27 protein-coding genes are annotated in these 25,573 nt (G+C 34.6%); 18 read left to right on the top strand and 9 right to left on the bottom strand.

Going from position 1 to position 25,573, the window contains the following annotated elements:
• Nucleotides 1-169: 169 nt before the first annotated feature.
• The 11 genes from MHH85_RS19065 to MHH85_RS19015 all read left to right on the top strand — a co-directional run bounded on the left by MHH85_RS19065 (nucleotide 170) and on the right by MHH85_RS19015 (nucleotide 9,362).
• The gene (locus MHH85_RS19065; protein WP_340708103.1) at nucleotides 170-745 is read left to right on the top strand and encodes a dienelactone hydrolase family protein; all 576 of its coding nucleotides are present in this window, start codon (nucleotides 170-172) and stop codon (nucleotides 743-745) included.
• 51 nt (nucleotides 746-796) lie between these two features.
• On the top strand, nucleotides 797-1,174 hold the full coding sequence (locus MHH85_RS19060) for a GntR family transcriptional regulator (RefSeq protein WP_340708102.1): 378 nt from the start codon (nucleotides 797-799) through the stop codon (nucleotides 1,172-1,174).
• A gap of 15 nt (nucleotides 1,175-1,189) precedes the next feature.
• On the top strand, nucleotides 1,190-2,290 hold the full coding sequence (locus tag MHH85_RS19055; protein WP_340708101.1) for a DUF1648 domain-containing protein: 1,101 nt from the start codon (nucleotides 1,190-1,192) through the stop codon (nucleotides 2,288-2,290).
• A gap of 273 nt (nucleotides 2,291-2,563) precedes the next feature.
• A complete protein-coding gene (locus MHH85_RS19050) occupies nucleotides 2,564-2,962 on the top strand; it encodes a hypothetical protein (RefSeq protein WP_193738027.1) in 399 nt (132 codons plus the stop codon).
• 509 nt (nucleotides 2,963-3,471) lie between these two features.
• A complete protein-coding gene (locus tag MHH85_RS19045) occupies nucleotides 3,472-3,735 on the top strand; it encodes a CD3324 family protein (RefSeq protein WP_340708100.1) in 264 nt (87 codons plus the stop codon).
• 119 nt (nucleotides 3,736-3,854) lie between these two features.
• A complete protein-coding gene (locus tag MHH85_RS19040; protein WP_340708099.1) occupies nucleotides 3,855-4,493 on the top strand; it encodes a FusB/FusC family EF-G-binding protein in 639 nt (212 codons plus the stop codon).
• A 219-nt stretch (nucleotides 4,494-4,712) separates the two neighbouring features.
• Nucleotides 4,713-5,018, top strand: a complete 306-nt coding sequence (locus tag MHH85_RS19035) for a metal-sensing transcriptional repressor (RefSeq protein WP_340708098.1) — start codon at nucleotides 4,713-4,715, stop codon at nucleotides 5,016-5,018.
• Nucleotides 5,019-5,459: 441 nt separating this feature from the next.
• Nucleotides 5,460-5,666, top strand: coding sequence for a copper chaperone CopZ (gene copZ, locus MHH85_RS19030; RefSeq protein WP_193738031.1), 207 nt, complete (start codon nucleotides 5,460-5,462; stop codon nucleotides 5,664-5,666).
• A gap of 94 nt (nucleotides 5,667-5,760) precedes the next feature.
• Entirely contained in the window at nucleotides 5,761-8,181 is a 2,421-nt protein-coding gene (locus tag MHH85_RS19025) for a heavy metal translocating P-type ATPase (RefSeq protein WP_340708097.1), read from the top strand.
• Nucleotides 8,182-8,195: 14 nt separating this feature from the next.
• Entirely contained in the window at nucleotides 8,196-8,987 is a 792-nt protein-coding gene (locus tag MHH85_RS19020) for a hypothetical protein (protein ID WP_340708096.1), read from the top strand.
• 93 nt (nucleotides 8,988-9,080) lie between these two features.
• A complete protein-coding gene (locus MHH85_RS19015; protein ID WP_340708095.1) occupies nucleotides 9,081-9,362 on the top strand; it encodes a glutaredoxin family protein in 282 nt (93 codons plus the stop codon).
• Between the two features lie 294 nt (nucleotides 9,363-9,656).
• Here the strand turns inward: MHH85_RS19015 and MHH85_RS19010 are convergent, their stop codons facing one another.
• From MHH85_RS19010 to MHH85_RS19000, 3 genes are all read right to left on the bottom strand, one after another.
• On the bottom strand, nucleotides 9,657-10,286 hold the full coding sequence (locus MHH85_RS19010; RefSeq protein WP_340708094.1) for a nitrite reductase: 630 nt from the start codon (nucleotides 10,284-10,286) through the stop codon (nucleotides 9,657-9,659).
• A 187-nt stretch (nucleotides 10,287-10,473) separates the two neighbouring features.
• The gene (locus tag MHH85_RS19005) at nucleotides 10,474-11,409 is read right to left on the bottom strand and encodes a cation diffusion facilitator family transporter (RefSeq protein ID WP_340708093.1); all 936 of its coding nucleotides are present in this window, start codon (nucleotides 11,407-11,409) and stop codon (nucleotides 10,474-10,476) included.
• Between the two features lie 11 nt (nucleotides 11,410-11,420).
• Complete coding sequence (locus MHH85_RS19000; RefSeq protein WP_193738036.1) at nucleotides 11,421-11,729, bottom strand: ArsR/SmtB family transcription factor; 309 nt, start codon at nucleotides 11,727-11,729, stop codon at nucleotides 11,421-11,423.
• Nucleotides 11,730-12,101: 372 nt separating this feature from the next.
• Between MHH85_RS19000 and MHH85_RS18995 the strand changes: the two genes are divergently transcribed.
• Nucleotides 12,102-13,241, top strand: coding sequence for a sensor histidine kinase (locus MHH85_RS18995; RefSeq protein WP_340708092.1), 1,140 nt, complete (start codon nucleotides 12,102-12,104; stop codon nucleotides 13,239-13,241).
• Between the two features lie 65 nt (nucleotides 13,242-13,306).
• Here the strand turns inward: MHH85_RS18995 and MHH85_RS18990 are convergent, their stop codons facing one another.
• From MHH85_RS18990 to MHH85_RS18980, 3 genes are all read right to left on the bottom strand, one after another.
• A complete protein-coding gene (locus tag MHH85_RS18990; RefSeq protein ID WP_340708091.1) occupies nucleotides 13,307-14,065 on the bottom strand; it encodes a FixH family protein in 759 nt (252 codons plus the stop codon).
• A gap of 82 nt (nucleotides 14,066-14,147) precedes the next feature.
• Nucleotides 14,148-15,038: an EamA family transporter gene (locus tag MHH85_RS18985; protein WP_340708090.1), complete on the bottom strand. Its 891-nt coding sequence runs from the start codon at nucleotides 15,036-15,038 to the stop codon at nucleotides 14,148-14,150.
• A gap of 389 nt (nucleotides 15,039-15,427) precedes the next feature.
• Nucleotides 15,428-15,991, bottom strand: coding sequence for a GNAT family N-acetyltransferase (locus tag MHH85_RS18980; protein ID WP_340708089.1), 564 nt, complete (start codon nucleotides 15,989-15,991; stop codon nucleotides 15,428-15,430).
• Between the two features lie 205 nt (nucleotides 15,992-16,196).
• Between MHH85_RS18980 and MHH85_RS18975 the strand changes: the two genes are divergently transcribed.
• Both MHH85_RS18975 and MHH85_RS18970 read left to right on the top strand, forming a co-directional pair.
• A complete protein-coding gene (locus tag MHH85_RS18975; RefSeq protein WP_340708088.1) occupies nucleotides 16,197-17,153 on the top strand; it encodes a carbohydrate kinase family protein in 957 nt (318 codons plus the stop codon).
• Nucleotides 17,153-17,575, top strand: coding sequence for a protein-tyrosine phosphatase family protein (locus MHH85_RS18970; RefSeq protein ID WP_340708087.1), 423 nt, complete (start codon nucleotides 17,153-17,155; stop codon nucleotides 17,573-17,575). Before MHH85_RS18975 ends, MHH85_RS18970 begins: the two co-directional genes overlap by 1 nt.
• A gap of 332 nt (nucleotides 17,576-17,907) precedes the next feature.
• On the opposite strand, the gene MHH85_RS18965 is transcribed toward MHH85_RS18970, so the two are convergent.
• On the bottom strand, nucleotides 17,908-18,615 hold the full coding sequence (locus MHH85_RS18965; RefSeq protein WP_193738043.1) for a YetF domain-containing protein: 708 nt from the start codon (nucleotides 18,613-18,615) through the stop codon (nucleotides 17,908-17,910).
• Nucleotides 18,616-18,763: 148 nt separating this feature from the next.
• On the opposite strand from MHH85_RS18965, the gene MHH85_RS18960 reads away from it, so the two are divergent.
• Complete coding sequence (locus MHH85_RS18960) at nucleotides 18,764-19,978, top strand: MFS transporter (protein ID WP_340708086.1); 1,215 nt, start codon at nucleotides 18,764-18,766, stop codon at nucleotides 19,976-19,978.
• Between the two features lie 62 nt (nucleotides 19,979-20,040).
• On the opposite strand, the gene MHH85_RS18955 is transcribed toward MHH85_RS18960, so the two are convergent.
• Nucleotides 20,041-20,715 (bottom strand): universal stress protein, encoded by a 675-nt coding sequence (locus MHH85_RS18955; protein ID WP_193738045.1) that lies wholly within the window; start codon nucleotides 20,713-20,715, stop codon nucleotides 20,041-20,043.
• 405 nt (nucleotides 20,716-21,120) lie between these two features.
• Nucleotides 21,121-21,954 (bottom strand): MurR/RpiR family transcriptional regulator, encoded by an 834-nt coding sequence (locus MHH85_RS18950; protein ID WP_340708085.1) that lies wholly within the window; start codon nucleotides 21,952-21,954, stop codon nucleotides 21,121-21,123.
• A 192-nt stretch (nucleotides 21,955-22,146) separates the two neighbouring features.
• On the opposite strand from MHH85_RS18950, the gene MHH85_RS18945 reads away from it, so the two are divergent.
• The 3 genes from MHH85_RS18945 to MHH85_RS18935 are packed head-to-tail and all read left to right on the top strand — an operon-like array spanning nucleotide 22,147 to nucleotide 25,556.
• Nucleotides 22,147-23,019, top strand: a complete 873-nt coding sequence (locus tag MHH85_RS18945) for a cell division protein FtsQ (RefSeq protein ID WP_340708084.1) — start codon at nucleotides 22,147-22,149, stop codon at nucleotides 23,017-23,019.
• Entirely contained in the window at nucleotides 23,012-24,763 is a 1,752-nt protein-coding gene (locus MHH85_RS18940; protein ID WP_340708083.1) for an ABC transporter ATP-binding protein, read from the top strand. The genes MHH85_RS18945 and MHH85_RS18940 overlap by 8 nt, the downstream gene beginning before the upstream one ends.
• The gene (locus MHH85_RS18935) at nucleotides 24,747-25,556 is read left to right on the top strand and encodes an energy-coupling factor transporter transmembrane component T family protein (protein ID WP_340708082.1); all 810 of its coding nucleotides are present in this window, start codon (nucleotides 24,747-24,749) and stop codon (nucleotides 25,554-25,556) included. The genes MHH85_RS18940 and MHH85_RS18935 overlap by 17 nt, the downstream gene beginning before the upstream one ends.
• Nucleotides 25,557-25,573: the final 17 nt, after the last annotated feature.

Below are 25,573 nucleotides of genomic sequence, written 5' to 3'. Positions count from 1 at the left end.
ACATTAAAGCACAACTGATTTAATCAGTTGTGCTTTTTTTATTGTTTAAAATAATGTCTTTAAATAGATGGGTAATTCTTCAGTCGTATAAGAATAAGATTAGTCATTTACATATTTTGGGCAGGTGCAAGCTTTGATATAATATATTCAAAAAGATTGGTGGATTTTTATGACAATAAAAAAACCATTAGTAATTTTACTACATGAAATTTATGGAGTTAACGATCATATGGAGTATTATAAATCTGTTTTTAATGATGCAGAATTTGATGTAATAGTTCCTAATTTACTTGATAGAAAACCTTTTCATTATTCTAAGGAAGCGGAAGCATATACATACTTTATGCTAGAAGTAGGGTTTGAAAAGGCTCAGTTAATAGTTGAGCAAATTATAAACGAACAAAAACAATTTTATGAGGATATTTATCTTGTTGGATTCAGTATAGGCGCAACGCTAGCATGGTTATGTAGCGAAAAGTCAGTATCAGCTATTTTCGCTTTTTATGGATCGCGTATCCGCCAATACTTACATATTAACCCTAAAGTTCCTACTGTAGTTTACTTTGCTAAAAATGAGGAATCTTTTAACCCTCAAATAATTCTTGAGCAATTACAACAAAAAGATCAAGTTTATACCCACTTAGTAAATAAAAGTCATGGCTATATGAACCCTTTTGATAAAAAATATGATAAATTAGCAGCTGATGAAACAACAAATGAAATTGTTAGATGGATTAAATTGTAGGTATTAATTCAATTTGTTATAATGTATATATAACAGAATGGAGTGATACGTATGTTTCTGCAAATTGAGCCACATTCAGATGTGCCGATATATACGCAACTAACGCAGCAAATTATTGAAGGTATTGCCAGTGGACAGTTGAAGTCTGGAGAGTCCTTACCATCAGTTAGAGCATTGGCAGCTGATTTAGGTGTAAATATGCATACGGTTAATAAGAGTTATCATGAATTAGAGAAGAAGGGGATGATACGCATTATCCCAAAGTCTGGTGCAGTTGTTACAGGGCCAAATGATTTAGGTGTGACAAATGCGCAAATACAACAAGTTGAGAGAATGCTACGACCTGTGGTTGCAGAAGGGCTGGTCGTTGGATTAGGGGCACAAGATTTACAACAACTTGTGCAAAAACTAATAAAAAACTTGTCATAAAGGGGCCAAAAGGAAATGGATGGATATATTTTTTCATTAGTTATGTTCGCTTTGATTGGTTTACTACAAGCATTTGTACCATATTGGATTAAAGAGACGATTGTTTTTGGTGTAACTGTACCAGATCAGCAAGTCTATCATCCAATTGTGAAAGCATCAAAGAAGATATACACTTCAACACTTTTAGGTATCCTGATCATTATAGTGGCGGGTTATGTTTTGTGGGAATTAAATAGTAGAGTTAATGATGAGTTAGCCATTATTGTGGGAATAACCCTACAATTTATATTGATAGGTATAAGTATGGTGATGTATTTTATATTTCATAATAAAATTACGAAGTTGAAAAAAGCAGAGGAATGGGGAGCAGACCTGAAACAAGTTAAAGTAACAGACTGGTCTGTAAGGGCACGTGATGAAATGTTACCTATATTCTATTTTTTACTACCGATTTTTGTGGTAGGTGGCCTAATTATGTACACTTATATGCAATATCCACTACTTCCTGAAAAAATTGCAACACATTGGGGGCCTAATGGTCAGCCGGATGCCTTTACAGATAAAAATAGATTTTCAGTAATTGCATTACCACTCATTTTATTAGTGATGCAGATTATGTTTGCAGGCATTATTGAGTTAACACGTCGTTCTGGAATTAAAATTAGTGCGACTAGAACGCAACAATCTATTCGTCAGCAACTGGCGATGAGAAAGTATTCAAGTTGGTTAATGTTTTTAATGACAATGTTAATAACAATTCTCTTTAGTTTCTTACAATTGACCACGATTCATAACGACTTAGTTAGTGAGAGCGTGATGCTTATCATGTTCATTAGTTTCATTTTCATCACAATTATTGGAGTAATTGCTTTTGCGGTGAAATTGAGTAGTTTAGGTGAAGCTAAAGGTACTAATTATTCGTCTTCAGGTATTACAGACGTAGACGAAGACCAGTACTGGATAGGTGGCCTTGTTTATTTTAACCGTAATGATCCATCAGTCTTTGTAGAAAAGCGATTTGGTGTTGGTTGGACAGTGAATTTGGCTCGTCCTACTGCCATTGCATGTATTTTCGGGCCGATTGTATTAATTATTTTGATTTCTATATTTTCATAGAACTATATAGATACTGTAGCTAATATAGCTACTTAAACACATCTATAGATCCGATATAGACTATATAAAAGTAAATATAAACTAGGTCCATCAAATTATCAAACAGCTTAATAAGATATCTAAAGTCGATATTTGAGTAATGAGTTTATTGAATAAAAGGACCATATTTACAACCATACTACTTAATTTGTAACGATTTGTTCATGTGGTGTTCATATTGGCAAAGTAATGTTACTACCATAGTAATAATAAATTCTATGGGGGAATGACATTATGGAGGCAAAATGGAGTTTACGCTTAATTCGTTTAGCAGCAATTTTTGGTTTGATTGGAGCTGGATTAGGTTCGCATATGGCGGGGTCTGGTAGTTATCAATTCCGCCCGATTCATGTTCATATTTTATTAGTAGGTTGGTTATCAGTGTTCTCATGGGGTATGTTCTATCGCGTGTATAAAGTGAAATCAGCAAAATTAGTAGCAGCTCATGGCTGGACTGCCATTATTGGTTCTATTGGTTTAACCGTGGGTATGTGGCTAAACGCACTAAAACCTTTTAACGTAAACGAAACATTTGCATTAGTCTTTTATATCGTAGGTGGAACAATTTTATTAGTAAGCTTTGGCTTATTCATCATTACAACATTTATGATCGATACTAAGGATAGAAAATGAAGTAATATATATGCGAAAAGCATCCTCAGTAAGTTAAGCTGAAGGTGCTTTTTTGTGTTCTTATAGCTATAAATCAAGAGATGTTAAGAAACGATAAATTTAAATCATATAGTGGTATGTATTAAGGTTCTTAGCTTCACAAAGTATTTCCCGGGAAATATATAAATCGAGTTAAAAATATTTTCTCATCTCTTCATGGAGAATTTCATAGGTTAAGTAATCAGTCAAATTATACAAACAAGAAATTGCAAAACGAGCCCTTAACAGTGTAAAATATTGTGTGAATCGATATTAATTTATCGTATCGTCCAATTTATAAAAGGATGTGATTAGGGTGGAATATGAAAAGTATTTACCAGCTACTACAAGAACTCATGCAAAGCCTTTTAATAATAATTTGGCGATTCTTTGCATGGGGTGATTAAAGTATCATCGCCGTTGCATGTCATATTATTCATTGAAATGCTTTGCCCTTAACTTCAATTATGATAGTGGAGGAGCGAGTTCCAATGAGATATGTAAATGCACAGGATATTATTCCGCAAAAACTGTTAGCTGAACTTCAACAGTATGTACAAGGAGATTTACTCTATATCCCCAAACCGGAAAAAAACAGGGTCAAGTGGGGAGTTCATTCTGGTGAGCGTAAACGGCTATCTATACGTAATGCACAGATACGAGATTCATTCCGAAGTGGATTATCTTTAACATACTTAGCTGAGGAATATAATTTATCTGTGGAAACAATAAAAAAAATCATTTATACAAAATAAGCCGTAATAGCTGCTATGATAACTAGCAGCTATTTTTATGTAGAGTTTAATTATAAAAATAATCCCCAATTGTAAACCTAAAATATATGTAGTAAGTTGAATACAAAGGAGTGATACGAATGGAACCCTTTATGAATGTAGAGCAATACCAGTTCGTCAAGAAGCAGGCTAAGAAAATAGCTAATGCTTATGCGAACACCAATGATAAGCACGTCCTTCAGGCGATACAGGCGTTAGTAATGGAGAGTATTAATGAGAAACTCATTGGATTAGATGAAGTGAGAAGTAGCATTGTGAAGCAAATCGTAACTATTCAAACGAAGGAGCAGCTTGAAAATTTTATTGAAAAGATAAAAGTTTATGTAACCCCATTTGAAAAGTTAACTGAAAAAGAACTTAAAAAGCTCTTCCCAAAGGATAAAAAATTAAAAGTTCCAGATTTGAAAAATATAGATTGGACTGAAATTTCTTATTTAAGTTGGTTCGATTCTGGAACTAACCGTAAATATATCGTTTATAGAAATGATAACAACATTAAAAGTATCCGAGGCATCTTTAGTCAATCTAGTAAAAAGGGAATATGTACTATTTGTAACCAGCATCAATCAGTTGGCATGTTCATGAGTTCTAAAAAAGGTAAAGCGGTAGGCACATATGTAAAAAGAGGAAACTATATTTGCGTAGATAGCACGGCATGTAATGAAAACTTAACAGATTTTACAAGGCTAACTGATTTCATTGCAACGATTAATGACTAAATTTTAGCTAAAGCAAATTATCTAATTTAGATGATTTGCTTTTTTTATACTTAATAAAATATGTGTAAGGGTTCGAAACCTATTAAGTGTATTTTCTCCAGTATATAGATCTAAGTATATTTCTTAGAACTTAGTAAACAGAGAGGCAAGAAAATAATTATGGTACAATTAAATTAAATTTATTATTAATATACCGTTGTAAGAAAAGAAGGTGACAATATGTCAAACCCATCAGAAGAAGTAAAAAGTACACATCGATCAACTAAAGAAAAAGACGATATTTTAAATCGACTTAAACGAATTGAAGGACAAGTTCGTGGTATTCAAAATATGGTTGAAAACGATCGTTACTGCGTAGATATCTTAATTCAAGTATCTGCTATCAATGCAGCATTGAAGAAAGTAAACATGAATTTATTAGAAAAGCATACTAGCCATTGTGTATCGGATGCGATTAAGAATGGTGAAGGGGAAGAAGCGATTAAAGAATTAATGGACGTTTTCAAGCAATTTGCAAAGTCCTAATGAGTGATAGTCAGCTATGTATGCTGGCTTTTTATCTCGTTATTGACATACCTAACGGGGGTATGGTAAATTGTTTATAGGGAGTAATTAAACTCCACCGAAGCTTTGGAAGGAGAGATAAAAAGAATTAGCAGAGTTATGGAAGCTTATAGTAATTAAGAAATTTAGCCGAAAATGCCAAGTTTTCAATATAGACGGATAAAAAAATGATTATAAGAAAAACTTAAAGTGAAGTTCCGTTTTAGAACACTTTAATTATTTAAGTAGTATTAATAGTTTTTATGTAGCTATAAGTACGGCTGAAAAGGTATAGATAAGATGGCACAAACAAGGTGAGAGAGTTTGTAGTACTTTTAATTAGATAAATATAAGTTTTATTTTACCCTACGAGGGTATAGTAAAATTATAAAGAAAATGAAAACACATTAGGAGGAATTATTTATGCAACAAGTAACTTTAAATGTACAAGGAATGTCTTGCGGACATTGTGTTAATTCAATTGAAGGAAATGTAGGTAAGTTAAATGGGGTTGAATCTGTAAAAGTACACCTTGATACAGCAAAGGTAGATTTAACATTAGATTCAAATGTAATCAGCTTAAAGGAAATTAAAGATGAAATTGAAGATCAAGGCTATGAAGTAGAGTAATCTACAAAGTGCCAATAAAAAAATCGTGCTGGGTTCAGCACGATTTCTTTTAAAACCAAAGTATTTATATTTGCAGTGAAGTAAGGAGTGAGAAATGATGAGTCAAAAGAAAGCGACTCTACAAATAACAGGTATGACATGTTCTGCCTGTGCAAATAGGATTGAAAAAGGTTTGTCCAAAATGGAAGGTGTTGAAGAGGCAAATGTAAACTTTGCACTCGAAAAAACACAAATCGTCTATGATTCAGAGAAAACTGATGCTTCGAAATTTAAGGAGAAAGTAAAAGCGTTAGGATATGACGTAGTAAGTGAAAAAGTTGATTTTGATGTTACTGGGATGACTTGTGCAGCCTGTGCAAATAAAGTTGAAAAACGCTTAAATAAATTTGATGGAGTTGAACTAGCAACGGTTAACTTTGCGTTAGAATCTGTTCACGTGGACTACAACCCAGAACAAGTGAATATCTCCGAAATGCAAGAGGCGATAAAAAAACTTGGTTACTCTCTTGAAGAAAAACAAGAAAAAACTGGTGACCATATCGACCATCGCCAAAGAGAAATTCAAAAACAACAAGGGAAATTTATTTTCTCGCTTATTTTGTCTATCCCTTTGTTATGGGCAATGGTAAGTCACTTCGAATTTACAAGCTTCATTTGGTTGCCGGATATGTTGATGAATCCTTGGGTTCAATTTGCCCTAGCAACACCTGTTCAATTTATTGTTGGTAAACAATTTTATGTTGGCGCATATAAGTCATTAAAAAATAAGAGTGCAAACATGGATGTACTTGTGGCATTAGGTACATCAGCTGCTTATTTCTATAGTTTATATTTAAGTATCAAGTCGATTGGCACAAATGCTCATATGGTGGAGCTATATTATGAAACAAGTGCGGTTTTAATCACCTTGATTATTTTAGGAAAGCTATTTGAAGCTAAAGCAAAAGGTCGTTCATCTGAAGCTATTAAGAAATTAATGGGGCTACAAGCGAAAAACGCTACTGTTTTTCGTGACGGCAAAGAGATAATCATTCCTATTGAGGAAGTATTAAAAGGGGATATTGTCTACATTAAACCAGGTGAAAAAGTACCTGTTGACGGTGAAATTGTGGAAGGTCAATCAGCACTTGATGAAGCAATGTTAACGGGTGAAAGTATTCCTGTAGATAAAACAGTGGGAGATACGGTTATTGGTTCAACGATTAACAAAAATGGTTTTTTGAAAATTAAAGCAACGAACGTTGGGAAAGATACAGCTCTAGCGCAAATAATTAAAGTAGTTGAAGAGGCACAAGGCTCAAAAGCACCGATTCAACGTTTAGCTGATGTGATTTCAGGTATATTTGTTCCAATTGTAGTAGGTATAGCTATTATTACGTTCCTTGTGTGGTACTTCATGGTGAGTCCGGGAGATTTTGCGGAAGCACTTGAGAAATTCATCGCAGTATTAGTCATTGCTTGTCCATGTGCACTTGGCTTAGCGACACCGACTTCAATCATGGCTGGATCGGGCCGTGCAGCAGAATTCGGAATCTTGTTTAAGGGTGGCGAACATCTTGAAACAACACACCGTTTAGATACAATTATCCTAGATAAAACAGGAACTGTTACAAATGGTAAACCATCATTAACAGATGTTTTGTTAGCACAAGGTGTAGATGAGGTAAACTTCCTTAAACTTGTGGGTACAGCAGAGAAAAACTCTGAGCATCCACTTGCAGAAGCAATTGTATTAGGGATAAAAGAAAAAGGTATTGAACTTGGTTCTTCTGAAATATTTGAAGCAGTCCCTGGTTACGGTATTCAGTCTAAAGTGGATGGTAAACAATTATTGATTGGTACACGTAAACTAATGGCGAAACACAACATTCAAGTGCAAGATGTATTAGTACAAATGGAGAATTTAGAGAAGCAAGGTAAAACAGCTATGTTAGTTGCTATCGATGGTCAATACGCGGGTCTAGTAGCTGTAGCAGATACGATTAAAGAAACATCAAAAGATGCTATTGCTCGTTTACACAAATTAGGGTTAGACGTTGTAATGATTACAGGAGATAACACTCAAACAGCAAAAACAATTGCAGCTCAAGTTGGAATTAAGCATGTCATTGCGGAAGTTTTACCAGAAGGAAAAGCAGATGAAGTAAAAAAACTTCAAGCTGCTGGGAAAATTGTCGCGATGGTAGGAGATGGTATCAACGATGCTCCAGCATTAGCAACAGCTAATATTGGGATGGCAATTGGTACAGGTACGGATGTAGCAATGGAAGCGGCAGATATCACGCTAATTCGAGGCGATTTAAACAGTATTGCCGACGCAATTTTCATGAGTAAGAAGACCATTTTGAATATTAAACAAAACCTTTTCTGGGCACTTGCATATAACAGTTTAGGTGTACCAATAGCCGCAGTCGGTTTATTAGCTCCGTGGTTAGCTGGAGCAGCAATGGCGTTTAGTTCCGTTTCTGTTGTTCTAAATGCTTTAAGACTACAACGTATTAAGCTAAAAGTTTAGAGGAGGCAATATATATGAAACGTAGTACGGCAACTTGGGCTATTTCCGCAATTGTCTACTTAGGAATTATCATAATAGGTTACAGTGTATATGCCAATATGAACCCAAAAGCAGAAGTAACAGACGATCATAATAGTAAAAATGAACATACAGATCATGAGGAAAGTGACATGAGTGAAGTTATCCCTAAAGTAGCTTACGCTAATGGAATCACAACAGTAGAATTAAAAGACAAGAACAATAATGCACCAGAATTAGAAGTTTCCCATGAAAAGCTAATGCATTTAATCGTTGTGAGTTCAGACTTAGAAGAATATCATCATTTTCACCCTGAGGAATCGAATAAAGGAATCTATCAAAACAAGTTTGACTTAGCTGATAATTCTTATAAAGCATTCGTAGATATTAAACCAAAAGAGCTTTCGTATTCAGTGCAACCAATTGAATTTCACGTTGGTGAAATACATCAAAAGAACAATGAAAATAATCTTGTTGTAGATAAAAAATTAACAAAAACGATTAACAATCAACCAGTGGAACTTAAGACTACAGAATTTAATGTGAATAAGGAAATAACTTTAGATTTTGATTTAAAAGGTGCTAAACCTGAACCATATTTAGGTGCTTTAGGTCATGTCGTCATTTTAGATGAAAACGCAGAGAACTTTATTCATGTACATCCTGTTTCGGATGACCAAGCAATTTTTAAAACAGAATTCACTAAGCCTGGTGTATATAAAATGTGGGCTGAATTTAAGTTTGGTGAACAAGTAAATGCGTATCCATTTGTAATAGAAGTAAAATAAGAGTTTGAAAGGGGGTATTTCTAAGTCAGAAAAACGACTTACGAGAAACCCCTTTTGATATTTATGTAAATAATTAATGGAAGGTGATTATGAATGAAAAAACTCCAACTGGAGCTCTATACAAGGCCAACTTGTTCAGATTGTCAGGAGGCAAAAGCGTTCCTTGCAAACAATAACATTTCATATATAGATTATGATCTAACGCAACAACCGTCAAAGGAAAAAGAGTTAATCAAGCTAAGTGGTGCAAGAATGGTTCCTACCTTTGTGTTCAAAAATAAATCTTTGTTTGGCCTGGCTAGCAAATCAACAGTAATGATTGGCTTTGAACAAAATATAGATGAAGTAAAAAGGTTATTAATGATTAATAACTAAAAATCGAGAACCTGCTGCAAAAGTAAGCAGGTTCTTTTTTTCATTCAAATATAAAAGTAATCTTTTCATATATAAAGATATTTAAGATTCTGCATCAATGATGAGAGAGGAATAGTAAAGAACATAAATCATTGGATAGAGCAAAATGAGTATAGAATTTCTATATAGTTGAGATAGCTTAAATAGAAAGAATGCACACGCTTCATTTAGTATGAAATGAAACGTGTGCAAGTGGAATTACAGTATAACTTATATATATTGATATATTACTCTCGAATTTTAAATTTCCTATATTTAATGAACAAGTTGCGCTTTAAGATTGTCTAATCCAAAGCGTTTAATGAATTTAAATAACGGTTCACGCTTTTTACCATTCTCAGCATAAATTTCAACGATTTTCTCTACAACCTCATACAAATGTTCAGGAGTAAGTTGCTCCATTAGTAAAGTCCCTGTTTGAGCATCAAAACCTTTTGCTTTTCCTCCTATATATAAATCATAGCCATTTTTGATTTTCATGACGCCGATATCATTGACTAAAGGTTCACCGCAGCCGATGGGGCAACCTGTATAGGCTGGGCGAAGCGTAAAGGGAACGGGTTTTCCTGCAATACGTTTATTTAGTTCAATAGCAACTGGCATACCTTCTTGTTCTGACCCTTTGCAGAAATTACAAGTTCTTAGGCTTTTGACGAAATTTCCGACAGGGTAACAGGACAGGCCAACTTCTTTAAATTTCCCTTTTACGAATTCCACATTACTTTCAAGTACATCGATGTAAAGCTGCTGGAAAGTCGTCAATTCCAGTTCATCCCCGTCATTCATGTACTGAGCAATGACAGCCAACTGTTTGGCATTTAGTTTAGCACCAAATGAAATTCCACCGTTAACGGCTAATTTCACTGTGTTGTCATTTTGAGCCATATCTATTTTCACAACCTTCTAATCTTTTATCATTTGGATTGCACATTTACATAATACCATACCATGGGAGGGTATATTCAGTTTAAATAAAATAATTCCGCGGATAATTGTTCACGAAATTATTTTCCCATAGGAAACAGGATAGAATTGATTCGTTTTGAAAGATTTCTTAATACCTTCTACATTTCTAGACTTTCATATTTTCATGTTGAAGCGTTGATTTTTCAACTTGAATTGTAGTATGTCCAATATGGAATTCTTTTTCAATTACATGAATGGCTTTTTGAAGAATCACTTGTTCATTCTCTTCATCTTTAATTAGTAAATGAGAACTCAAAGAATTTAATCCAGATGTAATTGTCCAGATATGAAGATCGTGTACATTAATAACACCATCTATACTCTCTAATGTTTTTTTAACCTCTTGTTGATCAATTGCAGCAGGTGTTCCTTCCATTAAAATATGAACGGTATGCTTAATAATTCCCCATGCACCTTTTAGGATTAATAATGCAACAACAACACTAATGATAGGATCTGCAATGTACCAGTCGAAGAAATACATGACAAGACCAGCAACAATTGCTCCGACAGAACCTAATGCATCCCCAAGAACATGAAGATAAGCACTTCGAAGATTGACATTATCTTTTACGTCACCTTTACTCATTAAAGACCATGCGCTAATAAGGTTTGCTAATAATCCCACTAAGGCAATTAACATCATAGAACCACTAGCAACAGTTGGAGGTTCAAAGAATCTTCCATAAGCTTCATATATGATGAAACCGGCAATTAAGAATAGAGTGATGCCGTTAAAAAAGGCTGCTAAAATCTCAAACCGATGGTAACCAAATGTTCTCTTTGGAGAAGCGGCTTTAGCAGCAAATCCTATCGCGACTAAGCTTAGGATTAAAGAAGCCGTATCACTTAACATATGTCCAGAATCTGCGAGTAAAGCTAAACTATTTGTAATTAAGCCTCCAAAAAACTCTAAAATCATTATTCCTGCTGTAATTGTAAGGGCCATAATGAGCCCTTTTTTGTTTCCTTCTCTACCATGATCATGACCGTGGTGGTGATGCCCGTGATCATGACTGTGGTCGTGTCCGTGATGATGCATATAAATTCCTCCTAATCATGTAATGAGTGGTCAATTACTTGTTTGAGTACTTCAATAACATGCTCGTCATCATAGCTATAAAATAATGATTTACCCTGACGACGTGATTTTACTAAACGTAAATTTTTCAGAAAGGATAGTTGATGGGATACAGCAGATTGAGTCATGTTCAGAACATCTGCAATATGTCCAACTGAACATTCTTCCTGCGATAGTAAATATAAAATTTTCACTCTTGTAGGATCTGCTAATGCTTTGAAAGTTCTTGCAACATCTTCGACTGTCGATTCATTTAAAAAGTGATGTTCACTTTGCTCCAAATTAATTGACCCTCCTTGATATTATTATATGAACACATGCTCATATGTTGATATTACAATAGTATATGTTATTTGTAAACTACGTGTTCATTATTTTGCATTAATTTATGAATTTAATGCGTCTAATTATAATAATCCATCATTCATCAACATTATAAGTGCAGAAGATGTTTAACTTAATATCACAGTAAATATTTTCTCTTCACAATGAAGTTCTGGCCCTTTCCACAAAAAGAGTCATAAAATAATTAATTGTATAACTAGCTAAATAGAAGAGTTATTTCTTTATTTTTAGATTCAAAATGGCTATCGGTTTGGATTTAAGAAAACTTTGTTATAATAAAAGATTAGAAAGAGTGGTGAATAGAGAGAATGTCGAATTGGTATAGTATTTTTCCTAAAAATCCATTGCTTAGTATTTCGACTTGGATTTTTTTCTGTTTTGCCCCTCTCTACTTCGTTTTTCGTACAGCATCAACACTAATCGTATCTATTGCAGTGGCAGTTTTAATAGTATATATCATTTGTTTTCGCTTTTCATATAGTACTAATAATGGTTTAGTTTATGTGTGTATTTCCCTAGAGATGGTCATTAATGCAGTGATGACAGTTCTTTTTGGCTACATTTATTTTGCCTTTTTCACTGCTTTCTTCATCGGGCGAATTCGCCATACTGTTGGTTTTTATATTATGTATGGACTTCATATTGCAATGACTGTTGGTTCAATTATAGGTGGTTTCTTTATCGAGACAGAGCTATTTATTAAAGAGATTCCTTTTATCGTTATTGTTGTTTTTGGTGTGATTTTAGGACCTTTTTATTTATATAGCGCGAATAAAAGAGATAAATTACAAGGTCAATTAGAAACTGCTAATGAACGTATTTCTGAACTTAGTGTTTATGAAGAACGTCAACGAATAGCTCGAGATTTACACGATACTCTAGGGCAAAAGCTTTCAATGGTTGGTTTGAAGAGTGATTTAGCTATTCGTTTAGTAAAAAAAGATCAAGACGCTGCAATAGAAGAGCTTCGCGATATTCGTCAAACGGCTAGCATTGCATTAAAAGAAGTGCGGGAAATGGTGTCGAATATGAAGGCTGTGAAATTACAGGATGAACTTCTACATGTTGAAAAAATTTTAACAGCAGCAGATATAAAAATGATTATTGAAGGTAATTCGAAATTCGATAATATTCCTGCAATTACTGGTAATACATTAAGTATGTGTTTGAAAGAGGCTGTTAATAACGTTGTAAGACATAGCAAAGCGACTGAATGTAAAATTACCATTATACAAAAATCCGATGTCATCCAATTGACTGTATTAGATAACGGTATAGGTATTTCTAATATGAATAGGAAACCATCGAGTAACGGTTTGAATGGTATGAAGGAACGAGTCGAGTTTGTAAATGGTGATCTAGAGATTTCTGGACAAAATGGTACGCTGGTGAAGGTTACTTTGCCAAATGTGATTATGTATCAAAAAGAAAATTCAAAGCATAGTTAAAATTATATTATTAAATATACAAAGGCCCCTAAAGGTATTAACTTTAAGGGCCTTTGCTCTGTTATTTATTTCACTGTAAATGTTTTTTCTTCATGGAAATGAAGCTCTTTGCCTTTTTCAACATGAAGAGTCACTTTATAAGTACCTGCATCATTGAAAGTATTTTTAACTTCGTAAGTACCGTTTGCTTTTTCCTTCAGTGTTAACCATCCTGCCTCTTCAGTAGCATTATTAACAATTTGGAAACGAACTCTTGCATCTGTCAGTGCTTTACCGTCATGCTGGATAGTGACACTAAAATTTGTGTTCTCACCTTTTTTAGCAGTTATTTGAGAGAAAGTAGCAGTAGTATCTCCATGTGCATGTTCATGTGCTTCTTCTGAATCGTGATCATTGTCTTTAGATTTTGCAACTTCTCCTGCAACCTTCATATCTGCATCGACCATTTCATGACCCTCGCCATTTGTTACATGTGCTGTAATTTTATAATTACCAGCTTCTTTAACTGTCATTTCAGCTACATAGACATTATCTTTGTTTATTTTAGTTTCTAACATTTTATCTGAATGGGTATCAGCATTTTCCACTTCGAACGTTACTTCTGAAGCATTTGTTATAACTTTTCCGTCTTCTGTTACTTTTACTTTGAATTTAACTTTGTCACCGGCTTCCGCTGTTTTAGGAACAGTTACATCAGCTTTAAGAACAGCGGCTTTAACCTCTTGTTTTTCGACTGTATCTGTATTTTTCCCTTCATTATCATTACAAGCTACAAGTGCAACACTTGAAATTAATGCTAATGCTGTTAGTGCAATTTTGCGCATAAAAAAAAGCTCCCTTCTATTCAATACGATTGATTGTACCAAAAAAGAAGAGAGAGTTTGTAAAATAAGTGTGAAGTTTTGTCTAATTTGCTTTATTTCTTGTCAATAGAGTAGGTAAAGTCATACCGATTAATACTAGAATAATCCCAATAATTTGTATCCAAGTTAAAGATTCATGTAGCACAACAACCGAAACGGTAATTGCTACAGGTAGTTCCATGGCACTTAGAATAGAAGCCATACCTCCACCGACTTTAGGGACAGCGATTGTGAATAATAAAATCGGTAAAATTATACCAAATACCCCGAGTAGTAAGCCGAATTTCCAAAGTCCAGCACCAAATAATTGCCCATTCCAAACAATTTCAGGAGATAAGAAAATAGATATTAAAACAAGTGCAAAGAATGACATAATCAACATCCGTGCAATTGTTGAAATTTCTTCAGTTGGTCTTGAATTGATTTGGATGAAAATAGAGAAGCTGACTGCAGCAGCAAAACCAAATACCCAACCTTGCCAAGCAATACCGCTTAAATCAACGTCCAAAATCCCCGCTGCTAAAATTGTTCCCGCGAAGAGAAAAATAAGAGAAATGACTTCCTCACGCTTTGGTAAGCGACGATGTAGTAAACAATCAATCAACATGCCAACCCAAGTGAATTGGAATAACATAACAACCGCTAAAGAAGCAGGTAAATAATTTAAAGATTTTCCGTAAACAATCCCTGTCGTACCAGTGAAAATCCCGGCTAAAAGTAATATAATCAGACTTTTTTTAGATAGTCTAGGTAACTTACGTTGTGTAAATATAAAGAGCAGCAAGGCTAGTGAAAATCCAACAACATATTGGCTAGTAACTGCCTCAGCTGAATCAAATCCGTGTTGCATAGCTACCTTTATAATAGTGGACAATATTCCGTAACTACTAGCCGCAAGTACAACTAATAGCGAGTAAAATAAATTTTTATTCATATAAACAACTCCTATTATTGGCCAGATTAGAATCAACCAAGAGGATAGTATAACATTTTTTTTGAATTTGTGAAGAGGGAAGTTTACTATGTAGTATTACTTTTTAAACAAAAAAACATGAGTTTCTTCAAAAGAAACTCATGTTTTTATATCACTTGTAGTAATAAGAAAATTTTAAGAATCCAAATTGTATTTGTATGACATCTAGAAGGACAATAGAAAGTTGATAATTTTGGCTAACTTTCTATAGACGAGAGCCTACAGCATTAAAGTGTTTCCAGCTTCAAGCGCTAGACTCTTAGGTCGTTTCGGTCTCTCGGCACAAGACAAAAAGCGTCTTGTGTTCGAGCCCTCCAACGCCACTCGAGTCTGGACGAGCGCCTACAGCATTAAAGTGTTTTAACCATATGGTGGAATGGTTCGTCTATGATTGTCCATGGTTCTGTGATGACGTATCCCATACGTTCGTATAGTTTGAGCGCTTTTTCTTTTTGGGTTTCTACGTTTAATGATATTTTTTTATAACCTTTTTCACGTGCTAGTTGTTCGGAGAATTCTAGAAGAATTGTTCCAATTCCTTTACCACGGAAATTAGGATTGATGCAAATTGTGTCGACGTAATATTCGTCTTCATGGGCTTCTTTATCCACTTTTGGTGTTTCAGCACCTTTTTCTTGTAGCCATGTTTCCAAGTTGGCATCCATTTGCGGTGCTGCATCGCCTGAATAAATTACTAGAGTACCGACTACTTGACCATTATGTTCTGCAACATATGTATTGAGGTATGAGTGACGGTTATCTGTGCGCTCAAATAAGGTAATTAATTCGCTTTCGATAGCTTTAGGTTCTGTTTCCCCTGTCATACGATTTGCGATATCTCCTATTGCCTCAATAATAAGTGGTGCTACAAATTTGCCATCAGTTAGTTCAGCATTTCTTACAGTAATCATCATTTTTTATCAAACTCCTTCGGCTTAAGTATAGCAAAGAGAGGCGTTAATTTCCGATTATAAGTGTTTGTGCCTATGACGAATTAAAGATTGAAAGGGAGGTTCTCCTTAATTTGACGAAAAATGTCGAAAAATACGGAAAGAAACTTTTTCAATGGGTGATTTCATGGTACGCTAGGAGTAAGATATTTTGTGGAGGAGTTTGTGAATGTTAGACTCAAAAAAAGAATTCGTTCTCGTATATGGAGATGCGTTTGTAGATTTTATTGCCAATGATATGACTAACACGTCGTTTACTAAGTTTTTAGGTGGTGCTACTGTAAATGTAGCCGCAGGAATTAGTCGCATCGGTGCGCCTTCTGCATTAATCACTATAACAGGGGATGATGAAACATCTGAATTCGTCCGTAATGAGCTAGACAAAGAGGGCGTAAACATGAATTATGCTAAAATTGTCCCTGAAAAACGTGTAAGTGGTGTACATGTCCATCTAACTGAAGGAAATGATCGCATTTTCACGAATTATATTGATGAAACACCTGATTTACAAGTAGAGCCTGAGCATTTACAAGAAGAAGCATTTAAACGTGCGTCTATATTTAATATCTGTTCAAATACTATGTTCCATCCGACTGCACTTGAAACAACTCGTGCAGCAGTAGCATTGGCTAAAAAACATAATGCATTACTTGCGATGGATGCCAATATTCGCCCATTACGATGGGAAAGCCAAAAAGTTTGTTATGATACTATAAATACATTTTTACAAAATGTGGATATGCTGAAGTTGGCTGATGAAGAATTGCTCTTCTTAACAGAAACTACAACACTAGAAGAGGGAATTGTAGCGTTAGCAAAATACAATATTCCTTTTATAATGATAACGGTTGGTGCGCAAGGCACGTATGTCGTATTGAATGGTGAAGTGAAACATGTACCGTCAATCCCTATTACATGTGTAGATTCGACCGGTGCTGGCGATGCCTTTATGGCAGGTGTTTTACGACACGCACATTTATATGGAATACCGAAAACAATGGAAGATGCTTATAATTGTGTATTCTTTGCCAATCAATTAGGAGCAATGGCTGCAACAAAAGCAGGTGCGATTACAGCAATGCCACGTTTCGAGGAGATAAAATCACTTATTAAAGAAGGGGTTTAATGGTGGAGAAAAAATATCAGGCATTATTGGATGATCGAATTTTCTTTGGAGGAGCAGCAGATGCAGTAGAAGCTGTTACGAATGAAAAAATTGATGTTGTCATCGATTTACGTGTGAAAGAACCAGAAAATGTTACTTATAATAGAGTACATGCCCCCATTGCAGATGAAGCTGAGCAGGTTGAAGCCTCTATTTTGTATGCGGTCGATAAAGTAATATCAGCATATCGTGATGGGAAAAAGGTGTTTTTCCATTGTGGAGGCGGTGGTGGTCGAGCAGGTACCGTAGCAATTGGTACGCTAATTGAACTAGGGCAAGCATCTACTATCGAAGAAGCAGAACAAAAAGCAAAGGCTATTCGCGAAAAGGTAAATGTCCGCGAGCCGATGAGGAAAGCATTGCAAAATATATATGATAAATAATTTTTGAAACCTTGTTGGATTAGCAACAAGGTTTTTTTACCGATTAAGCCTCCAATAAAAATGCCCCTATTCAACAATGTATTACTCACTAAAAACAAAAAAAGGTATTTCCTAGGGAGTTCCTATGATATCTGCTAATTTGCTACACAAAAAGAACAATGAAAACGAATGGTTTATTAACCGAAGTACACTCTACGTTATTACTGATTTGGGAAAGGTGATTATGTAGTTGAAAGCGCCTATCGAATAAAAGCGCTTTTTATTAATAATTGTGTGAGCTAATATTGGAAAACTAATCATTATTTTGATCTTAATAATAAGTAAAGGGATTATTATATATCCTTATCCCTCACGGTAATATACAATGATCCATTTGGTTGGACCTGAGCGTAAAATACATCTTTTACCTCTTCAATCTCTTTTTTGCGGAGCTTACGCATTAACCAATCTTCAGTTAAATTTAGTTCTTCCATTGTACTCCAGACAATCTTCCCATCAGCGATAACTTCCATGGGTATATGAGGAGGAGCTGAGACGTCGGCCTTTACATCTTGTTTTGTGGCACTTTGTTGAGGAGTCTTTTTCAAAATGCTCAGTTCACCATTTGTTTCTAAGACAGCGTATTCTATATCTTGAATTGAGAAGACGGATTGTTCACGCATCATCATCATGACATCATCCATATGCAACCTCGCGGATTTTAATGCTTGTACAGATAGCTCGCCATGTTTAATGATAACTGTAGGTGTATCATCGATTATTACGCGTATCTTTGGAAACTTAATTGCGAGAATACTCATAAGTATGGTCAAAGCGGTCCACCATACAAGAGAGATCAATCCATCTATAAAGGGTGTTTCTTCTTGAGAAGCGATTTCTGCAGCTGTCGATCCAATCGTAATACCTGTAATGTAATGGAAAAACGTTAACTGACTTAGCTGCTTTTTCCCGAGCCAGCGTGCCAAGATGAGGAGTACTATAAATGATATGGTTGTTCTCAGCATCATTTCCCAAAAGTTAATCTCGAAAAAATGGTCCATGTAAATCAAACTCCTTTTCAATTCATATCTGTTAGCTTTCCTTTAAAAACAATAGATATTCCCGATTAATATGAAAACATTTGCGTATTTATTGTTATAATAAGTAAATCGATTATTTCGTAAACAGAAGGAAGTGTAATAAAGGAAGATGACGACAGTAAATAAAACGCACTCATTAGGGAATCCAGTGTATCCGATAATGTTTGCAATAGGGCTTTGTCATTTGTTCAATGATACTTTACAAGCAGTTATCCCAGCCATGTTCCCTGTGTTAGAAAGTGAGAGAGGATTAACATTTACTCAGCTTGGTTTTATAGCCTTCGCATTAAATATGGTAGCTTCAGTATTACAACCGGTTGTTGGTTATTTTAGCGATAAAAAGCAAAAACCTTATGCACTACCGCTTGGTATGACTAGCTCATTTGTTGGTATGGCAGGTTTAGCTTTTGCCGCAGATTACTGGATGATCTTAGTTTCAGTAATATTTTTAGGATTTGGTTCAGCTATTTTTCATCCAGAAGGTTCGCGTGTTTCTTTTATGGCCGCAGGTTCGAAACGTGGATTGTCACAATCCATTTATCAAGTTGGTGGTAATTCAGGACAAGCGCTTGCGCCTTTAATTAGTGGATTTATATTAGTCCCATTTGGACAAAAGGGAGCAGCGTGGTTTTTAATTGTTGCCGCTATAGGGATTATAGTTTTAACTAAAATTTCAGCGTGGTATAAAAAACAATTAGAAGAAGAACGTTTATCTAAAAAGAAAAAAGAGATTATTTCTTCTTTACCACAAATGACGAAAAAGCAAGTAGGAATAGCACTTGGCTTATTAATGATGGTCATATTTGTTCGTTCATTTTATGTGACGAATATAACAAGTTTTTATATCTTTCATTTGATGGATAAGTATGGTTTGACTATACAAAAAGGACAGTTGATTATTTTTTTATTCCTAGCAATAGGAGCAGTAGGAACATTCTTTGGGGGACCGATGGCAGACAAGTTAGGGCGTAAAAATATCATCTTATTATCGGTGCTTGTACCGATGCCACTTGCCTTAATATTGCCTTATGTTCCATTGTGGGGTGTTATTGTGCTACTTATTTTAATAGGATTTTTCATTATGTTAAGTTTTTCTGTGACAGTAGTTTACGCACAAGAGTTAGTGCCAAGTAAAATTGGCACTATGGCGGGATTAACGGTTGGATTAGCTTTTGGGATGGGAGCAATAGGAGCAGTAGTTATTGGTATTATGATGGACCATTATGGGATTTTTAAAACAATGGTTGTTATATCCGTATTGCCAATATTTGCTTTAGTTGCTTTTGCATTACCGACAGATCGTAAATGGAAATTGAAAAGTTAAAGGTGTTTATAAGTGAAAAAGCTGTCTAATGGGTCATTAAATAACCATTTAGACAGCTTTTATTATTGGCGAGATTTACTTGGAATTTTCGTTGAATCTGTTACTTGATTTTCAGAGATATGTACCTCATGCATTTTGTTTTCATGCATAAACTTGAAGATACCATTGTCAAAATCAGTACCAATTTCTTTGAAGAATATACCTTCGTAATATATGTTTTTTGAGCATGTAAAGCTTACTTTATAATCGTTTCCGTCCTCTAGTAAATATGCTCGAACACCTTTTTCGAACATCGCATCTTCTTCATTGCGGACGTGACGTTCAACAGAAACGACATGTAAATCGACAAAGGAGATTGTTTTAAGAAGTAAGTTCATAAAGGAACCTTTCGTAATTTCCTCCCAACGACTTTGTGCAGTTTGTCCAATAACGACCTGTGTGATGTTGTATTGGTGTGCAACCTCTGCAATAACATTTTGTATTGGCTTTTTCTCGTTGTCGCGAATGATAAATTCCTCTACCTCTAGCTCTTCAGCAAGTTGTTGCCAATTGTTAAGATATTCAACCTTTTCAGCATCGAAGTTATCGAATGGCTGTGGATCAACCGTTAGAATATAGAGTGGACAATCTAGCATTTTAGCCATTTTATACCCTCTGCGAATCAATCTTTCTCCGTTTGCTCCGTAGTATGCACAAACTAAAATACTCTCGTCCATACGTCCTCTTAAATGTTTCACGGCAGTTCACACCTCGTGTTTAGTATTTTGTTTCTTTATATGAAATTGTCTAAATTTTATACGATTAGTTGAAGCAACAATATAAATAGCAGACTGTGTCAGTGTAATGATTTCACAAATAGTTTATACAGAAAATCGTTGTTTAACAGCATATTTAATATAATCGTTTTATTATTTATCCTACGTTTCTTTACGCATATAGGAATAATCCGTTATTTATCACTTTTAGAGTTGACTCTTTTTCTTCAAAATAATCACGAATACCCAATATGTATCCATATGGCTTCTTATTATGATGGTACTCACATTTATAGTCAAGTGCCCAAATATGTAAAAATTTATTGTTTAATAAAAGGTTATAAGGAAAGGGCAGGAAAGGTAAACAATAATAAATTAAATTAAAAATTATCTAGGCAATAAATCTTTATATTTACTGCGTAATGAATTTAATTCTTCAAGTTTTGAAATAGAATTTTCCTTCAACTCTTTTCCTACACCAATAATTAAATTTTCTATTAAAAAGGTGGGGGCAATCATTGAATGGAACTCCCATAACTCACCTCTACTTGAAAATAAAATAATGTCCGCAGTTGTATTGAAATCTGAGATCAGACAATCAGTCATGACAATAGATTTAGCCCCAACTTCTTTCGAGTAATCTAAAATAACTTTTGTTTCCGGATGTAACTTAACAAAACCAAATATAAGTACGACATCTTGATCTGTTAGATGTACTAATGATTCAAAAATCTCATGTCCACTTTTAGGCATGTAATAAATTGAAAGACCAAAACGCGAAAGTCTGAAATCTATTAATTTCCCAAGACCTTCTGAAGGGCCAGGGCTGTAGATATATATCTTCTTTGACATTACTAAAGCATCAATGGCCTTTTGAAAGTTTTCTGATGAAAAGTGGAGCAATGTTTCTTCTAAATGATGTGTACTAAGTTTTAACATTTGAGTTTGCAAATCACTAGTTTCGACTTGTTGCATAATATTTTCAAGCTTATTAGCAGGTGATATTTCAATATGCTCCTTAAGGTTATTTTTAAAATCTTTAAAATTTCTGTAGCCAATTGTTTTCCAAAATCGAGAAACTGTAGCGTTGCTTAAATTAAGTTGGTCGGCAATCTCCGTTTCTGTCGAATATAGAATACTAGTCATATTTTTTTGTATATAATCTGCTAGGATTTTTTGATTAGGTGTTAAATTTTCTAGTGGCCAATTATGAGTATTCATTTTCATCGCTCCTAATATTATATGCCTTCTTATACATATTATTTATTTTCTCATATACTATCATATTTAGTGAAAAGTATTTTTCATAAAAAATGAAATGAAAAATTATTTACATAACTTTCTAATTGTATTAACAATTGCTTAATATTTCCTCTGTATCATTTAGATTAACAAATAAAGGAGGAGTTAGTAATGACAAAACAAAATTCATTTCAATTGACTCAATCGCAAAAAATGATGGTTTTTATTTTATCCATGTCTTTATATGGTCTCTCAAATATGTTTACTGAGTTGATTCCTAAAATACAACTTGGGCCAATTGAGTTATCCGTTGAATACTTTGCATTTATCCCTTTAACCCTTTGTATTTTATTTCATCCATTCTACGCGGCTGTCGGTGCATCACTAGGAGAAATTGTCTTTGGTGAATTAATGCTCGGTCAATTTGGTGGAATTGGAGAACTTGAGAAGTTCATTATATTTTCATTGGGAATGTATATCGCTGGGATACTAGTAAGGAATCCATTGAATCGTTTACAAGTTGGAGTGGCAGTTTTTTCAGGTCTCATAGTTTTCCATCTTTTAGGATTTATTGTGGATGTTGCAAAAGTCTGGGTTGGAATTGAAGAATTAGAAGCAGTGCCTGGTTTAACAGAAAGTGTTGTTCTTATTGAAGGTGTTGCACTTTTGAATGATCTACTATTCTCCGGGACTTTGTTTGCCTTACTTCCAACACTTTATCTTGTTCCAAGACTATATGGGAAAATAGAACCTTTACTTGGTATGAAACCTAGAAATAACAAATTAAATTATTCAATCCGTGAAGTGGTCACACCTAAACTAATAATAGGTGGAGTAGTACTATCTGCAATTGCTATTTTAACTGAGTTTTTATCAGAATCAGAGTGGAATATCGGAGAGTGGGAGCCAGACTTCATAGAAATGTTTGGAGAAGGATTTATTTGGATCATTATAGGCATAGCTGCAATTCTCTCAATTCTCACTATTATATTTATGATAAAAAAATCTAAAAATAAATCAAAGGAGATTAACGACTTTGGTTAAACCGATTGTTCAATTAAAAAATGTTTCATTCACGTATCCTGGAGCTGAAAACACTGTATTAAATAATGCTAGTTTAACAATTAATGAAGGTGAATTTCTAGCGATTATTGGAGGTAACGGATCAGGGAAATCAACGTTATGTAAAACGTTTAATGGACTGATTCCTAAGTTTTATGTAGGTGATTTTGAAGGAGAAGTACTAGTTCAAGAAATGTTAACTGCTGATTACACGGTTGCACAATTATCTAAGGATATTGGCTATGTATATCAAGACTTTGAAAATCAGTTGATGCGCCCAACGGTCATCGAGGATGCTAGTTTTGTACCACTAAATTATGGACTAGCAGATTATAAAGAAAGAGGAGAGTGGGCATTAAAAGTAACAGGTTTAACTCCTCTAAGAAACGAATTTATTTGGCAATTAAGTGGTGGACAAAAGCATTTACTAGCACTAGCTGGAGTATTGGCAATGAAGCCTAAAATACTAATCGTTGATGAGCCCGTTGCACAATTGGATCCGCAACATGCAGAAGAAGTATATGACATCTTGAAAAAGTTGAATAAAGATCACGGCATAACAATTATTGTAATTGAACATCATACAGAATTCATTGCAAAATATTGTGAACAAGTTGTTTTAATGGAAAGAGGAAAAGTTTTATGGAAAAAGTGTGTTAAGGATGCTTTGTCTCAAGTAAGTGAGTTAATTGGCCATAGTATTTATCCACCACAAGTTACACAAGCAGCATATTTACTTGATGATTTTTTGAAGAAGGATTCCTATTATCCAATTACAGTAGATGATGCTGTGAAGCATTTCCATAAGGGGAAGGTTGAAAACAACGACATAGATGAGAGTGCTGAGATATCCCAAAGGTTGTTAAAGAAAGAAAAGAAAATAGTTCAATTTAATAATGTTTCGTTACAATACCGCACGTTTAAAAAACAGAAGAAGCAAGTGTTGTCTAATATTAACCTGAATCTGCATGAGGGGGATATGGTTGCTCTTGTTGGCAATAATGGAGCAGGAAAATCTTCATTGATGAAACTCATTACGGGGATTAATAAGCCGACTGAGGGGGACGTATTCATACAAGAGTTGAAGACAGCAAATACATCTGCTGAACGACTTGGGGATATTGTGTCATTTGTATATCAAAATCCAGAAGAAATGTTTATAGATGATTCTGTTAGAAAAGATATCGAATTTTATTTAAAAGTTCGGAAAGTACCTGATTACGAAAAATTAGTTGATCAGCTATTAGAGGACTTTTCACTAACCGAAATTCAACATCGTGATGGGCGACTGCTAAGTGGTGGTCAGCAAAGGAGAGTATCACTTGCTATAGGTGCTGCGATGAAACCATCCATTATTTTGTTGGATGAACCTACAGCAAATTTAGATATTGCAACAAAAAAACAAGTCGTTCATATGCTAGAAAAGTTGAAAAAACATGTCCAAACGGTAGTTGTTGCGACACATGATATGCAGCTTGTATCAGAATGGGCAAATCGAATTGTTGTAATGAATAAAGGGACAATTATTTGTGATGGAAATCGTCAAGAAGTGTTTGGGGATGAGGATTTAATGCAAAAGGCAGGACTCTCTTCACCACAAATCTTACAGCTAAGCAATGCGTTACATATGAATCCTTTATGCTACACAGTTGCAGATTTTGCGAGTAGATGGAATGTGAAAAAAGTGGAAGGAGGTATTTCTGAATATTGTGAAGAATTTGCGTGAAAAAATTTCAATTGAATATGTAAAAGGAGAATTATTAAAAACTGCTTATGGTAGCGGGGATACGTATCTAGGACGGCTAGACCCTAGGACAATAATTATTTGGTACTTATTCTTCGGTATTGCTCCATGGTTTATTCATAACAAAGTAGTACTGGTTGGATTTTTAGTGTTTATGGTTGCTATGACATTGCTTGCACGAGTAAGCCCGCTAATTATAGTAATTATGGGGGTTGGATTACTGAGTGAAATTGGCGTGTTATTTATCATCTCATTATTCTTTGGAGGTGATTTGTCCTCAATTTTACCGATGTTTTGGTTAACAATAAAACTCGCAGTTATATCACTTGCCAGCGTTGCTGTTTTTACAAGTTTGGATCCTGAAAAATTTAGTGATGCTCTGCTGAGTATGGGCGTACCAGGGCAAGTTTCATTTAGTGTTGCATATGGATATCGGATTCTACCAACGTTAATGGAAGAATTGGAACAAGTCATGCTGTCGTATCGACTTCGTGGCAAAGCACCAGATTCACATGGTTTCCTCTATTGGCGTTCAATATATTACTACATGAAAATGCTTGTGCTTTCTTTTTATCCACTTATATTGAATGGAGCAAAAAGGTCAAGAACGACTGTAGAAGCATTAGAAACAAAAGGGTTCAGTTATTCTATAAATAATCCTGCTGTGAAAAAGTTGAAAACGGCATATTTTGCATTTGGTAGAAACGATATGATTTTTATATCATCTTCAGTATTTTATGTAACTGCAGTGTTTCTAGTTAGTGCGTTTAATTAGTTTGATTTGAAAAGGAG

The sequence above is a fragment of the Viridibacillus sp. FSL E2-0187 genome (assembly GCF_038006425.1).
Classification (GTDB): domain Bacteria; phylum Bacillota; class Bacilli; order Bacillales_A; family Planococcaceae; genus Viridibacillus; species Viridibacillus arvi.
The sequence above is the reverse complement of the archived record's forward strand: the minus strand, read 5'-3'. Positions and strand labels throughout refer to the sequence as shown.

What these genes read in the sequence shown, in the direction of transcription:
- MHH85_RS19005 (WP_340708093.1), bottom strand. Translation starts at nt 11,409, where the DNA reads ATGCATCATCACGGACACGACCACAGTCATGATCACGGGCATCACCAC.
- MHH85_RS18995 (WP_340708092.1), top strand. Translation starts at nt 12,102, where the DNA reads ATGTCGAATTGGTATAGTATTTTTCCTAAAAATCCATTGCTTAGTATT.
- MHH85_RS19015 (WP_340708095.1), top strand. Translation starts at nt 9,081, where the DNA reads ATGAAAAAACTCCAACTGGAGCTCTATACAAGGCCAACTTGTTCAGAT.
- MHH85_RS19025 (WP_340708097.1), top strand. Translation starts at nt 5,761, where the DNA reads ATGATGAGTCAAAAGAAAGCGACTCTACAAATAACAGGTATGACATGT.
- MHH85_RS19010 (WP_340708094.1), bottom strand. Translation starts at nt 10,286, where the DNA reads ATGGCTCAAAATGACAACACAGTGAAATTAGCCGTTAACGGTGGAATT.
- MHH85_RS18950 (WP_340708085.1), bottom strand. Translation starts at nt 21,954, where the DNA reads ATGAATACTCATAATTGGCCACTAGAAAATTTAACACCTAATCAAAAA.
- MHH85_RS18965 (WP_193738043.1), bottom strand. Translation starts at nt 18,615, where the DNA reads ATGGACCATTTTTTCGAGATTAACTTTTGGGAAATGATGCTGAGAACA.
- MHH85_RS19065 (WP_340708103.1), top strand. Translation starts at nt 170, where the DNA reads ATGACAATAAAAAAACCATTAGTAATTTTACTACATGAAATTTATGGA.
- MHH85_RS18990 (WP_340708091.1), bottom strand. Translation starts at nt 14,065, where the DNA reads ATGCGCAAAATTGCACTAACAGCATTAGCATTAATTTCAAGTGTTGCA.
- MHH85_RS18970 (WP_340708087.1), top strand. Translation starts at nt 17,153, where the DNA reads ATGGTGGAGAAAAAATATCAGGCATTATTGGATGATCGAATTTTCTTT.
- MHH85_RS18945 (WP_340708084.1), top strand. Translation starts at nt 22,147, where the DNA reads ATGACAAAACAAAATTCATTTCAATTGACTCAATCGCAAAAAATGATG.
- MHH85_RS18975 (WP_340708088.1), top strand. Translation starts at nt 16,197, where the DNA reads ATGTTAGACTCAAAAAAAGAATTCGTTCTCGTATATGGAGATGCGTTT.
- MHH85_RS19020 (WP_340708096.1), top strand. Translation starts at nt 8,196, where the DNA reads ATGAAACGTAGTACGGCAACTTGGGCTATTTCCGCAATTGTCTACTTA.
- MHH85_RS19045 (WP_340708100.1), top strand. Translation starts at nt 3,472, where the DNA reads ATGAGATATGTAAATGCACAGGATATTATTCCGCAAAAACTGTTAGCT.
- MHH85_RS18960 (WP_340708086.1), top strand. Translation starts at nt 18,764, where the DNA reads ATGACGACAGTAAATAAAACGCACTCATTAGGGAATCCAGTGTATCCG.
- copZ (WP_193738031.1), top strand. Translation starts at nt 5,460, where the DNA reads ATGCAACAAGTAACTTTAAATGTACAAGGAATGTCTTGCGGACATTGT.
- MHH85_RS19035 (WP_340708098.1), top strand. Translation starts at nt 4,713, where the DNA reads ATGTCAAACCCATCAGAAGAAGTAAAAAGTACACATCGATCAACTAAA.
- MHH85_RS18980 (WP_340708089.1), bottom strand. Translation starts at nt 15,991, where the DNA reads ATGATGATTACTGTAAGAAATGCTGAACTAACTGATGGCAAATTTGTA.
- MHH85_RS19060 (WP_340708102.1), top strand. Translation starts at nt 797, where the DNA reads ATGTTTCTGCAAATTGAGCCACATTCAGATGTGCCGATATATACGCAA.
- MHH85_RS19050 (WP_193738027.1), top strand. Translation starts at nt 2,564, where the DNA reads ATGGAGGCAAAATGGAGTTTACGCTTAATTCGTTTAGCAGCAATTTTT.
- MHH85_RS19055 (WP_340708101.1), top strand. Translation starts at nt 1,190, where the DNA reads ATGGATGGATATATTTTTTCATTAGTTATGTTCGCTTTGATTGGTTTA.
- MHH85_RS19040 (WP_340708099.1), top strand. Translation starts at nt 3,855, where the DNA reads ATGGAACCCTTTATGAATGTAGAGCAATACCAGTTCGTCAAGAAGCAG.
- MHH85_RS18985 (WP_340708090.1), bottom strand. Translation starts at nt 15,038, where the DNA reads ATGAATAAAAATTTATTTTACTCGCTATTAGTTGTACTTGCGGCTAGT.